The sequence below is a fragment of the Janthinobacterium aquaticum genome, assembly GCF_009208565.1.
Lineage (GTDB): Bacteria > Pseudomonadota > Gammaproteobacteria > Burkholderiales > Burkholderiaceae_D > Janthinobacterium.
Map to the genome: position 1 here is coordinate 452,806 of NZ_WFLK01000001.1, position 12,799 is coordinate 465,604.

Here is a 12,799-nt window from a genome sequence, read left to right on the forward strand (position 1 = left end):
AGAAAAGGCGGATCGTGCAGATCCGCCTTTTGCTGTTACCGACGCGAGCAGGCTGCTGCCTGCCCCACAAACATTATTGCTTGATCGCTTCGATCGCGAACGTCAGTTGCACTTCATCGCTGACTGCTGGTGCGTATTTGCCTGCGTTAAATTCCGAGCGCTTGATCTGGGCCGTGGCGTTGGCGCCGCAAGCGTCTTTCTTCAGCATCGGGTGCGGTGCGCAAGTGAACGACGTTACCGTCAGGGTCACTGGCTTGGTCACGCCTTTCAGGGTCAGGTCGCCGTCAACGCTGGTCAGCTTGTCGCCGGTGAAGTTGAACTTGGTCGACTTGTAGGTGGCCACTGGATACTTGGTGGTGTCGAGGAAGTCTTCGCCCTGGATATGGCCGTTGAACAGGGTCGAACCGGTGTCCACCGATTTGGTGTCGATCAGCACTTCAACCGAGCCGGTCTTGGCAGCGCGGTCCAGCGTGATTTTGCCGGTGGTGTTGTTGAAACGGCTTTCCTGATGCGAGAAGCCCATGTGGGTGTAGCCGAAACGCGGGAAGGTGTGGCTGCCATCGATGACATACACTTCCGGAGCGGCAGCGGCGGACAGGGAGATACCAGCGGCGGCGATAAAGGCGAGCAGTTTTTTCATATTGATTTTCCTGTAAATAAAAATAGGGACCAGCCACAGTGACGGTGTGCCAGGTAAGCACATCACACTGTCTGGCTACTGTTGCAATGATTATGCATGGCAGGAAGATCGATGTAAAACGGAAAATTTACCTAGTTAGCATCGAAAAAATCGATCATCTGCCGCATCGCCTGACAATGCGCCAATGGCAGTGATCAGCAGCAATCAGATTAGCACAGAAATAATCACCAATCTGAATGCGAATGATTCTTGTTATTGCGCTTCGCGCTTGCTATCATGCCTGCCTTTCACAAGCTGTTGCCGCCGCAACCATCGGGTACGGCCAACTCCGCCAGCCAGCGGGCCATCCTGGCCGCGTGCACGCCAGCCCAAGACCTTGCTGACCACATGCCATCGCGCTGCCTCACAAGGGCATGCGCAGCTTTGACCTGATTGATCCATAATAGGGGACCGGACACCATGAACGCAGCCACGCACGACACTACCACCTTGACCGCTACCGAGACCGCCCCCCTGCCCCTGCCACGTAGCGCGCGCCTGAAAGCCGATACCATGGCCACCCACGATGTGCTCGACAAGCGCATCATGGCCAGTGCGCCATTCGAGAACAAGCACAACTATGCGCGTTTTTTGCTGGCGCAATACGCGTTCCTGCGCGATGTCGATGCGCTGTACGAACATGCGGGCCTGGCCGCCCTGCTGCCGGACCTGGCCGAGCGCCGCCGCTACGCCAGCATTGCGGCCGACCTGCAGGACCTGGACACGCCGCTGCCGCCTGCCCCGCTGGCCGCACCGGTTGATACGCAGCTGGACCTGGCCACCGCGCTGGGCTGGCTGTATGTCAGCGAAGGCTCGAAGCTGGGCGCCGCCATCCTGTACAAATTGGCAGGCAAGATCGGACTCGATGAGCACTTTGGCGCGCGTCACCTGGCCGGCCATCCGGACGGCCGCGCACGCCACTGGCGCGACTTTACCAGCGTACTTGATACGGTCGAGCTCGATGCCGATGGCGAGGCGCGCGTGATCGACGGTGCGCGCGCCGCGTTCATGCGCATGCATGGCCATGTCGAGGCGCTCGGCTGATGACTGAAGGCAAGCTGCCGCCCACCCCGGCTCCCACTCCGGCGCCGCCACCGCTGGTGCGCGAGGCGCATGGCGCCCGACTGCGCCGCTGGGCCTGGACGGCAGCGGGCATGCTGATGGTGGCGCTGGGCATTATCGGCGCCATGCTGCCCGTGATGCCCACCACCATTTTCCTGATCCTGGCGCTGGCTTGTTTCAGCCGTGCCTCGCCGCGCCTCGAACACTGGCTGCTGCACCATCCGCGCTTCGGCCATCCGCTGCGCCAGTGGCGCGAGCACCGCGCCGTCTCGCGCCGCGGCAAGGCGATGGCCGCGCTGGGCATGGCAATCGGCTTTGTCGCCATGTGCCTGGGCCACCCGCCCGTATGGGTGATCGTGCTGGTGGGTGCCATCGAAATTGCCGTCCTGATCTATCTGCTGCGCCGGCCCAATGGCCCGGCCGCCCGGCCGCCGTCAGCCGAAGCAGAATCTGCCCCGGTCGCGCCAGCCGACGCGCCATAACGCCTTCCGCTACTGTCACGGCTCCGCTGCCGGTCGCACTACATGCGCCTGCAGGCTTACTCCGCGCGCCAAATCTTTGCCGGCGACCTGACGCCTGCCGCATGTCTGACTGAATTTAATTTTCCCAATCTGCAGGGCTTGTAATTTTATAAGCCGAAATCGCCGCAATAGACATTATTCGCATATCCAAAGCAAGAATCTGTCGTTGTCCTCATAACGCGTTCAGGTATACTACGCAACCGACATGACAGAACGGACGCTGCGCCATCGCGGCAAGCTGTTCGGCCATGGCTAATAATAAGAGGAATTACCGCATGACCACACCACACCGCCCCCCGGTGATCCGCATCGATGGCGCAAACAAGACGTTTGCCCTGCCCAAGGGTGCACAGTTCCACGCGGTCAAGGATGCCAGCCTGGATGTGTATGCCGGCGACATTTTCGGCCTGATCGGCAAGAGCGGCGCCGGCAAGTCCACGCTGCTGCGCCTGATTAACCTGCTCGAGCGTCCCGACAGCGGCACCATTACCGTGGCCGGCCGCGAACTGACCAGCCTGAACAAGAAAGACCTGCGCGACGCGCGCCAGAATATCGGCATGATCTTCCAGCAGTTCAACCTGCTGCAAAACGCCAGCGTGTTTGACAACGTGGCCTTCCCGCTCAGGATTCATGGCAGCCACAAAGGCGAGCAGATTGCCGCCCGCGTCGAGGAATGCCTGGCGCTGGTCGGACTGTCCGACAAGCTGCACAGCTACCCGGCGCAACTGTCAGGCGGCCAGAAGCAGCGCGTGGCCATTGCCCGCGCCCTGGCCAGCCATCCTGACGTGCTGCTGTGCGACGAACCAACGTCGGCTCTGGACGCCGAAACCACGCGCGCGCTGCTCGATACCCTGCGCGACATCAATGCGCGCCTGGGCGTGACCATCGTGATCGTCAGCCATGAATTGTCGGTGCTGGGCGCCATCTGCAACCGCGTGGCGGTGGTGGAGTCGGGCGCGATTGCCGAGCAGTTCGAACTGAGCGACACCACCCCGCGCAAGACCGCGCTGGGCCGCGAGCTCGCCTATTACGGTACCGAAGCGTTTGAAAAGAGCGCCTGGAAGGATGCAGCACATGTTTGAAGAATCAATCAATAACGTCGTCAACCTGCTGCCCGAAATCTGGGTGGCGCTGGGCCAGACCATGACCATGCTGGGCATCGGCCTGACCGCTGCGGTGCTGATCGGCGGCCCGCTGGGCATCGTGCTGTTCCTGGTCTCGGAAGGACAGTCGATGGAAAACCGTCCGCTGTCGCTGGTGCTGGGCTGGCTGGTCAACACCGTGCGCTCGTTCCCCTTCATTATTTTGCTGGTAGCCCTGACGCCGTTTACCCGCGTAATTGCCGGCACCTCGATCGGCCCGCTGGCCGCTGCCGTGCCGCTGTCGTTTGCCGCCATTCCCTATCTGGCGCGCCTGGTCGAGCAGAACCTGCGCGAAGTGCCGCGCGGCGTGATCGAGGCGGCGCACGCCATGGGCGCCTCGGAAATGCAGATCATTTTCCGCGTGCTGCTGGTTGAAGCGCGTTCCGGCCTGGTGCTGGCGCTGACCGTGCTGTCGATCAGCTTCCTGTCCTATTCGGCCGTGGCCGGCGTGGTCGGCGGCGGCGGTATCGGCGACCTGGCGATTCGCTACGGTTATTACCGTTTCGAGACCGACATCATGGTCGTCACCGTGGCCATCCTGATCGTGCTGGTACAGATCATCCAGTTTGCCGGCACCCGCATTGCCAAGCGCCTGGACAAACGTTAATTTCAAAGTAAGGAACATTATGAACACTCTCCGTCGCAACCTGCTGCTGGCCGCTGCCGGCCTGACCCTCGCCTTCTCGGCGCACGCCAAGGACCCCAAGGAAATCGTGATCGGCACCAGCGCCGGTCCCTACGGCGACCAGCTGAAAATCGGCATCAAGCCGATCCTGGAAAAACAGGGCTACAAGGTCAAAATCGTTGAATTCAACGACTACGTGCAGCCGAACTTCGCGCTGGCCGAAGGATCGCTGGACGCCAACGTGTTCCAGCATATCGTCTACCTGAACAAGTTCGCCACCGATAACAAGCTGGCCATCTCGCCGCTGATCACCGTGCCGACCATTCCCATCGCGATGTACAGCACCAAACACAAATCGCTGGCCGAGATCAAGAATGGCGCCACCATCGCCATGCCGAACGACCCGACCAACCAGGCGCGTGCGCTGGTGGTGCTCGACAAAATGGGCTGGATCAAACTCAAACCGAATGTCGATCCGCTGCGCGCCTCCGAGCGCGACGTCGCCGACAATTCGAAAAAGCTCAAGCTGGTGCCGCTGGAAGCGGCGCAACTGCCACGCGCGCTGGCCGACACCGACTACGCATTCATCAACGGCAACTACGCACAGGCGGCCGGTATCAAGCTGACCAGCGCCCTGATTGCCGAAAAAATCTCGGACAGCTACGTCAACCTGGTGGCAGTGCGCACCGCCGACAAGGGCAAGCCATGGGTCAAAGACCTGGAGGCGGCCTACCGTTCGCGCGCTTTTCTGGACGTGACCAACAAGAACTTTGCCGGCTACGAGAAAACCGACTACCAGGTCGCAATGGAAAAGGCCGGCACGGCCAAGAAGTAATCAACTCTGTGTAAAACCGCCGCGAAACTCGGCGCGCAGAAAGTCCACATAGGCGCGCGCCGCCCGCGGCAGGTACGGGCTGTAGGCGCGCAGCGCAAACAGGCGCTGGCCAAATGCGCCGATCGGGCGCCAGCGCGGCAAGACCGTTACCAGCTTGCCGCGCGCCAGATCGGCCTGCGCGCTGAAGTCCGGCAGCAAGGCGATCCCCAGCCCGCTCAGCGCAGCATCGCGCAGCGCCTCGCTGTTATTGGCTGAAAATCCCCCCTTGACTGCAATGCTGGTGCGCGCGCCAGTGCCACTGGCCGGCACAAAACTCCAGCTGGGCACGTCGCCACGGCGCAAGTACGTGAGGCAGGCATGGCTGGCCAGGTCGTCGGGCGCCTCCGGTACGCCATGGCGGCGCAGGTAGGCCGGCGTGGCCACCAGCAGCGAGCGCGTCTCGCACAGGGTCCAGGCGACATGGGTGTCGGGCGCCGTGTCGGCATGGCGGATCGCCAGGTCAAAGCCTTCCTGCGACAAGGAACTCAGGCGGTCGGTCAATTCCAGTTCGATGCGCACATTCGGATACTGCTGCAGGAAAGCGGCCATGCGCGGCGCCAGCTGCTGGCGCCCCAGCGCCACCGGCGCCGTCACGCTCAATACCCCACTGGGCTCGCTAGCCAGGTCGCGCACGCTGGCAAAACACTGTTCGATTTCGCCAAAGGCCGCGCCGGTGGTATCAACCAGCTGCTGCCCCGCTTCGGTCAGGCGCACGCTGCGCGTGGTGCGCTGGACCAGCGCCACGCCGGCCGCCCGTTCCAGCTCCGCGATGCGCTGGCTCATGGCCGCCTTGGTCACGCCCAGGCGCTGCGCGGCGGCAGTAAAAGAGCCGGTCACCGCCAGCACGCCCAGCGAGTGAATATGCGACCACAGTCCCGAGATTGGTTTATTTTCCATACCTTGATTGTCAATTATATTGAACAGTGTATCAAGTTTTATCGTCTTGACCTCGCTGGCCGCCGGTTCCAGAATGGGCACCACTCAAACACCACCGGAGACCAGCATGAGCAGCATCGCCTACACCAGTAATGAAGAAGTCGGCCACCATATCGGCGGTCGCCGCGTGGCAGGCGCCAGCGGCAAATCGCAAGCCGTGTATAACCCGGCCACCGGCGCCGTGGCGCGCCAGGTGGCGCTGGCGAGCGAAGAGGAAGTGAACCAGGTGGTGGCGGTCGCGCTCAAGGCGCAGCAAGGCTGGGGCGACATGCCGCCGATCCGCCGCGCCCGCATCATGCAGCGCTTTTTGCAGCTGATGAACGAGCAGCGCGACACACTGGCGGCCATGATCACGGCCGAACACGGCAAGGTCTGGTCCGATGCGCAGGGCGAAGTGGCGCGCGGCATCGACATCATCGAATTTGCCTGCGGCGTACCGCAACTGCTCAAGGGCGACTATACCGAGCAGGTCAGCACGGGCATCGACAACTGGACCATGCGCCAGCCGCTGGGCGTCACCGTCGGCATTACCCCGTTCAATTTCCCGTGCATGGTGCCGTGCTGGATGTACCCGCTGGCCATTGCCACCGGCAACAGCTTTATTCTCAAACCAAGCGAACGCGATCCGAGCGCCGCGCTGTTCATGGCCGATCTGCTGACCGAAGCGGGCCTGCCACCGGGCGTATTCAATGTGATCCAGGGTGACAAACATGCCGTCGATGCCCTGATCGCGCATCCTGATGTGGCGGCCGTGAGTTTTGTCGGTTCGACTCCGATTGCTCAATCGATCCAGCAGCGCGCAGCGCAATACGGCAAGCGCTCGCAGGCACTGGGCGGCGCCAAGAACCATATGGTGGTGATGCCGGACGCCAATCCGGAACAGGTGGTTGATGCGCTGATGGGCGCGGCCTACGGCTCGGCCGGCGAGCGTTGCATGGCCATTTCGGTGGCGGTGCTGGTGGGCGATATCGGCGACAAGATCGTCGAAATGGTCAGGCAGCGCTGCGCCACGCTCAAGGTGGGCAACGGCCTCGATGAATCGGCGGAAATGGGCCCGCTGGTCACGCGCGAAGCGTTGCTGCGCGTGGAAGGCTATGTTGGCATCGGCATCGAGGAAGGCGCACAGCTGGTCGTCGATGGCCGCAACTTCCAGGTAGCCGGCCATGAAGACGGCTTCTTTACCGGCGCCACGCTGTTCGACCATGTGAAACCGGACATGCGCATCTACAAAGAAGAGATCTTCGGCCCGGTGCTGTCGTGCGTGCGCGCCGCCAGCTTCGAAGAAGCGGTACAACTGGTCAACGCCCATGAATTTGCCAACGGCGTGGCCTGCTACACGGCCGACGGCCACACCGCCCGCGAATTCGCGCGCCGCATCCAGGTCGGCATGGTCGGCATCAACGTGCCGATTCCCGTGCCGATGGCCTGGCACGGCTTCGGCGGCTGGAAGCGCAGCCTGTTCGGTGACATGCACGCCTACGGCGAAGAAGGCGTACGCTTCTACACGCGTCAGAAGTCAGTGATGCAGCGCTGGCCGCAAAGCACGGCGGCAGGGGCGGATTTTGCGATGCCGGTGGCGAAATAAATACCGGTAGGTCGGATTAGCGCTACGCGCGTAATCCGACAACACCACCGGCCGTGCCAACAATGTTGTCGGATTACGGCCCCTTCGGGGCCTAATCCGACCTACGCTGCTACAATCACTTCCACCGACTTTTGGAAGGAAGCCATGTCCGCAGTTCCCGTCTCCCCTGCCGCCGGCATTGCCGGCCGCTATCGCGCTTTCCTGTTCGACATGGACGGCACCGTCATCAATTCCATAGCGGCGGCTGAGCGCATCTGGGGCCAGTGGGCCAAGCGCCAGGGGCTCGATGTGGCGGCGTTCCTGCCCACCATCCACGGCGCGCGCTCGGTAGACACGATCACGCGCCTGGCACTGCCCGGACTCGATCCGCGCCAGGAAGCGCAGGGCATTACCGATGCCGAAATCATCGATGTGGAAGGCATTATCGAGATCGCCGGCGCGCAGCGTTTCCTCAATTCCCTGCCGCCAGCGCAATGGGCGATCGTGACCTCGGCGCCGCGTGCGCTGGCCGTGGCGCGCCTGAAAGCGGCCAGCATGCCGGTGCCAGCCGTGATGGTCACGGCTGAAGACGTCAAGGCCGGCAAGCCCAGGCCAGACTGCTATCTGCTGGCCGCGCAACAGCTGGGCGTGCCAGCCGATCAATGCCTGGTGTTTGAAGACGCCTCGGTAGGCATCGAAGCGGGTGAAGCGGCGGGCGCCAAAGTGATGGTCATTACCGCCACCCACGCCCATCCGCTGGCCACGCGCCACGCCAGTATCGCCAACTATGAAACCGTGGTGGCCACGGTCGATACCGACGGCTTTATCGTGCTGGCCGAAGTACCCGCTGCAAGATAGACTGTTCGAGCGCCGCAAATTGGGCACTGCCGCGCTGGCGCGGGCGTGGCAGGTCCACTGCCTGGTCCAGCGTGATTTCACCATCTTCGATCAGCAGCACGCGGTCGGCCAGCGCCACCGCTTCGGCCACATCATGCGTGACCAGCACGGCGGTAAAGCCGCGCGCCTGCCATAACGATTCGATCAGCTGCTGCATTTCGATGCGCGTCAGCGCGTCGAGCGCACCAAGCGGCTCATCGAGCAGCAGCAACTGCGGCTCGTGCACCAGTGCGCGCGCCAGCGCCACGCGCTGCTTCTGGCCACCGGACAGTGCTGAGGGCCAGTCCTCGGCGCGCTCGGCCAGGCCAACCGTCCACAAGGCGGCAGCAGCGGCGCCTTTGGCGCGCGGCAAACCCAGCGCCACGTTATCGAGCACGCTTTTCCACGGCAGCAGCCGCGCCTCCTGGAACATAATGCGCACCTCCGGCGCCAGCGTGCCCGAACCCACCGTGACGCTGCCTTCATCGACGCTTTCCAGTCCGGCAATCGAACGCAGCAAGGTGCTCTTGCCGCAGCCGCTGCGCCCCACGATGGCGACAAATTCACCGGCTTCCAGATGCAGCTGCACATCCTTGAGCACGCGCCGCTCGTCGTAGGATTTACTGAGATTGGACAGCGCCAGCGGCACGCCGGAGCGCACCTTGGGTGCCTCGTGCGACTCCGCGACATGCCTGACCGATGGCGCATCCTGCACGAAATGGGAAAGATAATCGGATTCGATCTGTATCGGTGCCAGCAACATGGTCACTCCTTGAACTATTGGTACGCTTAACGGTATGCCGGATTCCAGCGCAGGCAGCGGCGCTCGAGCTGGCGTGAAAACAGGTCGGCCAGCTTGCCCAACAGGGCGTACAGCAGGATGCCCACCAGCACCACATCGGTTTGCAGGAATTCACGCGCATTCATGGTCATATAGCCGATACCGGCCTGCGCCGAAATGGTCTCGGCCACGATCAGCAGCACCCACACCAGGCCCAGCGAAAAACGCACACCGACCAGTATCGACGGCATCGCCGCTGGCAGGATCACGTCGCGGTACAAGGGCCAGCCCGACAGGCCATAGCTTTTGGCCATCTCGATCAGGCCCTGGTCGGCTGAACGGATGCCGTGGAAGGTATTGAGATAAATCGGGAAAAATACGCCGACTGCCAGCAGAAACAGCTTGGCCGTTTCATCGATGCCGAACCACAAAATCACCAGCGGGATCAGCGCCAGCGCCGGGATATTGCGGATCATCTGCAAAGTGGTGTCGAGCAGCGTTTCGGCGTGGCGCCAGCTACCGGTCAACAATCCCAGCAACAGTCCCAGGCCACCGCCGATGCCAAATCCCAGCGCTGCCCGCCACAAGCTCGTTTTCAGGTGCAGCCACAGTTCGCCCGATTCGCTCAAGCTCCAGAAGGCCCTGGCCACCGCCCACGGTTCGGGCAGGATGCGTGACGACAGCCAGCCTGCCTGCGAGGCCACCTGCCAGCCCAACAGCAACGCCGCCGGCAAGGCCCAGGGCGCCAGCGGCTGCCACCAGGGCGCGTGTTTGCGCTTTGCCATCTCAGGCCGCCTTTTTCTGGTCAGCCGGCGCTTGCGGCACGATATTGCTGGCCATGATTTCGCCAAACGGGCCGGTAAGCGACTGCTCGCCCACGGCCTTGCCCTTGCCCAGTAGCGGGAATACCAGTTCGGCAAAGCGGTACGATTCTTCCAGGTGCGGATAGCCCGAGAAAATAAAGGTCTCGATGCCCAGCTCGGCATATTCCCTGATGCGCGCCACCACCGTTTCAGCGTCGCCCACCAGCGCGGTGCCGGCGCCACCGCGCACCAGGCCCACGCCGGCCCACAGATTGGGCGACACTTCAAGCTTGTCGCGCCGGCCGCCATGCAGCGCGGCCATGCGCTGCTGGCCCACCGAATCCATTTTGGCAAACGCTGCCTGCGCCTTGGCGATTACCTCATCGTCCAGATGGCTGATCAGCTCATCGGCAGCGCGCCAGGCTGCTTCATTGGTTTCACGCACGATCACATGCAATCGGATGCCGAACTTCACCGTGCGGCCACGTTTGGCGGCGCGCGCGCGGATATCGGCGATCTTTTCCGCCACGGCTGCCGGCGGCTCGCCCCAGGTCAGGTAGACATCCATCTGCTCGGCTGCCAGCTCGTGGGCCGGCTCGGACGAGCCGCCGAAATACAGTGGCGGATACGGCTTTTGCACCGGCGGGTACAGGGTTTTCGAACCCTTGACCTGGATATGCTTGCCCTCGAAATCAAAGCCGGCCGCACCGCCTTCGCCAGCCAGCGAAGCGCGCCAGACACGAATGAATTCGTCCGAAATTTCATAGCGTTTGGCATGGTCGGCAAACAGGCCGTCGGCTTCCAGTTCACCCTGGTCGCCGCCGGTCACCACATTGATCAACAGGCGGCCATTGGACAGGCGGTCAAAGGTCGACGCCATGCGTACCGCCAGGCCGGGGCTGGACAGACCCGGACGCACGGCAACCAGGAACTTGAGCTTTTGCGTCACGCTGATCAAGGAAGAGGCCACCACCCACGCATCTTCGCAGGAACGGCCGGTGGGCAGCAGTACACCATCGTAGCCGAGCGTATCGGCAGCCACGGCTACCTGGCGCAGGTAGTCGGCGTCGACCGGACGCGCGCCTTGCGAGGTACCCAGGTAGCGGCTGTCGCCATGGGTCGGAATAAACCAGAAAATATTCAATGACATGGTATCTCTCTTTTATTTGGCGTTGCTCGCTACCTGTTTGACCGGCAGCAGCGCGTCTTTGACAATGATGGGTTTGGGGATCAACTTCAAGCTGGCAAAGGCGTCGGCCACTTTCTGCTGCGCGGCGATCACGTCGACCGATACCGGTTTCACGCCATAGGCGTAGCGCGAGGCGGCCAGCGCCACCACGTCGCGCGACAGGCCGGTTTGCGCCGACAGCACGGTCGCCACCTCTTCCGGATTGCTGCGACCCCAGTCGTCGACCTTGGCCACCTCATCGAGCACGATGCGCAGGATCTCGGGATTTTTTTCAGCGTAATTGCGCGAAGCCAGATAGAACTGATAGTTGGCCACCAGCCCTTTGCCATCGGCCAGCACGCGCGCACCGATCTGCTTTTCAGCCGCCGCCAGGAACGGATCCCAGATGGCCCAGGCGTCCACGCTACCGCGCTCGAAGGCCGCGCGCGCATCGGCCGGCGGCAGGTACACGGGCTGGATATCGGCATAAGCCACGCCGGCTTTTTCCAGCGCTTTCAACAGCAGGTAATGCACGTTCGAGCCCTTGTTGAGCGCAATCTTCTTGCCTTTTAGGTCGGCCAGCGTGCGCAGGGACGATCCCTTGGGCACCACGATGGCTTCACTGCCAGGCGACGCCGGCTCATTGCCGACATACACCAGGTCGGCGCCGGCCGCCTGCGCAAAAATCGGTGGCGCTTCGCCCACGGTGCCAAAGTCGATGCTGCCCACATTGAGTCCTTCGAGCAGCACCGGGCCGGCCGGAAACTCGGTCCACTTCACATTGACACCCTGTTCGGCCAGGCGCTTTTCCAGCGTGCCGCGGCCCTTGAGCAGGGTCAGCGTGCCGTACTTCTGGTAACCGATGCGCAGTTCCTGCTTTGCCGTGGCCTGCGCTTGCACCGCCATCGGCATGACCGCCGTCACCATGCCGGCAGCGGCGACAAACAGCAGGCCGAGGGTATGGCGGCGGTGCAGACGTTGGCGTTGTTGATGGCGATGGGTCATGGCGGGTTCTCCGGTCAGGTGAAAAAATCAGGCAGTCTGCAAGGCAGGCTGTTTATACGGGTGTTCCTGCAGCGAACGCTGCGGCGACTGTGACGCCGCTTCGGCTGCGATGGCAGCGCGGCGTGCGCCCTGCAGCACCAGCAGGCCGGCCGACAGATCGGCCACGCCGGCGCGCACGCGCTGTTCGATCGGCGCGTCCAGTGTCAGGCCGCGCTCTTCGTGCCAGTTCAGTTGCTGCGAATTGGCGTAAATACTGGCAAAGACCTGTCTGGCATCGAGTGCGTGCAGCACAGGACGCAAGGCGTAGTCCAGCGCCAGCGTGTGGGCCTGGCCGCCGCCGGTGGCCAGCGGCAGCACCAGCTTGCCGCGCAGGCCATCTTGCGGCAGCAGGTCGAGAAAGGCCTTCAACAGGCCCGTGTAGGCAGCCTTGTAGACCGGCGTGGCAATCACGATGGCATCGGCGTCGGCCACGGCGCGCACGGCAGCGGCGATTTGCGTATCGGCGTAATCGGCCTGCAGCAGCGCGGCCGCAGGCAAATCGCGCACATCGAGCTTGCTGACCTCATGGCCGTGCAAGGCCAGTTGCTGGCCGATGTGCTGGAGCAGCCGGCTGGTGCTCGATGGTGACTGCGGGCTACCGCCCAGTAAAAGTATGCTCATGATGCTGGTTCCGATCCGATATTGAAGTTGTGGAACTGCGAAAGATGGATGCAGCCTATCGCCATCAAGCGGCCAGCAAAACGAATGCTTTCGCACTTCGATA

14 protein-coding genes are annotated in these 12,799 nt (G+C 62.7%); 7 read left to right on the plus strand and 7 right to left on the minus strand.

The features are described 5' to 3' along the window. Nucleotides 1-73: 73 nt before the first annotated feature. Entirely contained in the window at nt 74-640 is a 567-nt protein-coding gene (locus tag GCM43_RS02010) for a YceI family protein (protein ID WP_152241815.1), read from the minus strand. 459 nt (nt 641-1,099) lie between these two features. On the opposite strand from GCM43_RS02010, the gene GCM43_RS02015 reads away from it, so the two are divergent. From GCM43_RS02015 to GCM43_RS02035, 5 genes are all read left to right on the plus strand, one after another. Next, nucleotides 1,100-1,723 carry a biliverdin-producing heme oxygenase gene (locus GCM43_RS02015; RefSeq protein WP_152241816.1) on the plus strand — a complete coding sequence of 208 codons (624 nt, stop codon included), beginning with the start codon at nt 1,100-1,102 and terminating at the stop codon, nt 1,721-1,723. Next, entirely contained in the window at nt 1,723-2,223 is a 501-nt protein-coding gene (locus GCM43_RS02020; protein WP_152241817.1) for a YbaN family protein, read from the plus strand. The genes GCM43_RS02015 and GCM43_RS02020 overlap by 1 nt, the downstream gene beginning before the upstream one ends. Before the next feature lie 314 nt (nt 2,224-2,537). Beyond that, on the plus strand, nt 2,538-3,344 hold the full coding sequence (locus tag GCM43_RS02025; RefSeq protein WP_152241818.1) for a methionine ABC transporter ATP-binding protein: 807 nt from the start codon (nt 2,538-2,540) through the stop codon (nt 3,342-3,344). Beyond that, a complete protein-coding gene (locus GCM43_RS02030; protein WP_152241819.1) occupies nt 3,337-4,011 on the plus strand; it encodes a methionine ABC transporter permease in 675 nt (224 codons plus the stop codon). The genes GCM43_RS02025 and GCM43_RS02030 overlap by 8 nt, the downstream gene beginning before the upstream one ends. Before the next feature lie 19 nt (nt 4,012-4,030). Next, nucleotides 4,031-4,864 (plus strand): MetQ/NlpA family ABC transporter substrate-binding protein, encoded by an 834-nt coding sequence (locus GCM43_RS02035; RefSeq protein WP_152241820.1) that lies wholly within the window; start codon nt 4,031-4,033, stop codon nt 4,862-4,864. On the opposite strand, the gene GCM43_RS02040 is transcribed toward GCM43_RS02035, so the two are convergent. Then, a complete protein-coding gene (locus tag GCM43_RS02040) occupies nt 4,865-5,800 on the minus strand; it encodes a LysR family transcriptional regulator (RefSeq protein ID WP_152241821.1) in 936 nt (311 codons plus the stop codon). It lies immediately after the preceding gene. Nucleotides 5,801-5,906: 106 nt separating this feature from the next. Here GCM43_RS02040 and GCM43_RS02045 point away from each other — a divergent pair, with 106 nt between their 5' ends. Together GCM43_RS02045 and GCM43_RS02050 are read left to right on the plus strand one after the other, a co-directional pair. After that, the gene (locus GCM43_RS02045; protein WP_152241822.1) at nt 5,907-7,424 is read left to right on the plus strand and encodes a CoA-acylating methylmalonate-semialdehyde dehydrogenase; all 1,518 of its coding nucleotides are present in this window, start codon (nt 5,907-5,909) and stop codon (nt 7,422-7,424) included. 144 nt (nt 7,425-7,568) lie between these two features. Beyond that, complete coding sequence (locus GCM43_RS02050) at nt 7,569-8,261, plus strand: HAD-IA family hydrolase (RefSeq protein ID WP_152241823.1); 693 nt, start codon at nt 7,569-7,571, stop codon at nt 8,259-8,261. Here the strand turns inward: GCM43_RS02050 and GCM43_RS02055 are convergent. The 5 genes from GCM43_RS02055 to ssuE are packed head-to-tail and all read right to left on the minus strand — an operon-like array spanning nt 8,227 to nt 12,696. Next, nucleotides 8,227-9,042 (minus strand): ATP-binding cassette domain-containing protein, encoded by an 816-nt coding sequence (locus GCM43_RS02055; RefSeq protein WP_152241824.1) that lies wholly within the window; start codon nt 9,040-9,042, stop codon nt 8,227-8,229. The two genes, GCM43_RS02050 and GCM43_RS02055, sit on opposite strands and share 35 nt — an antisense overlap. Before the next feature lie 26 nt (nt 9,043-9,068). Then, a complete protein-coding gene (ssuC, locus tag GCM43_RS02060; protein ID WP_152241825.1) occupies nt 9,069-9,845 on the minus strand; it encodes an aliphatic sulfonate ABC transporter permease SsuC in 777 nt (258 codons plus the stop codon). Nucleotide 9,846: 1 nt separating this feature from the next. Continuing rightward, a complete protein-coding gene (gene ssuD / locus GCM43_RS02065) occupies nt 9,847-11,013 on the minus strand; it encodes an FMNH2-dependent alkanesulfonate monooxygenase (RefSeq protein ID WP_152241826.1) in 1,167 nt (388 codons plus the stop codon). A gap of 12 nt (nt 11,014-11,025) precedes the next feature. Continuing rightward, nucleotides 11,026-12,036 carry a sulfonate ABC transporter substrate-binding protein gene (locus GCM43_RS02070; protein ID WP_152241827.1) on the minus strand — a complete coding sequence of 337 codons (1,011 nt, stop codon included), beginning with the start codon at nt 12,034-12,036 and terminating at the stop codon, nt 11,026-11,028. Nucleotides 12,037-12,063: 27 nt separating this feature from the next. Further along, the gene (gene ssuE, locus GCM43_RS02075; protein ID WP_152241828.1) at nt 12,064-12,696 is read right to left on the minus strand and encodes an NADPH-dependent FMN reductase; all 633 of its coding nucleotides are present in this window, start codon (nt 12,694-12,696) and stop codon (nt 12,064-12,066) included. Nucleotides 12,697-12,799 lie beyond the last annotated feature (103 nt).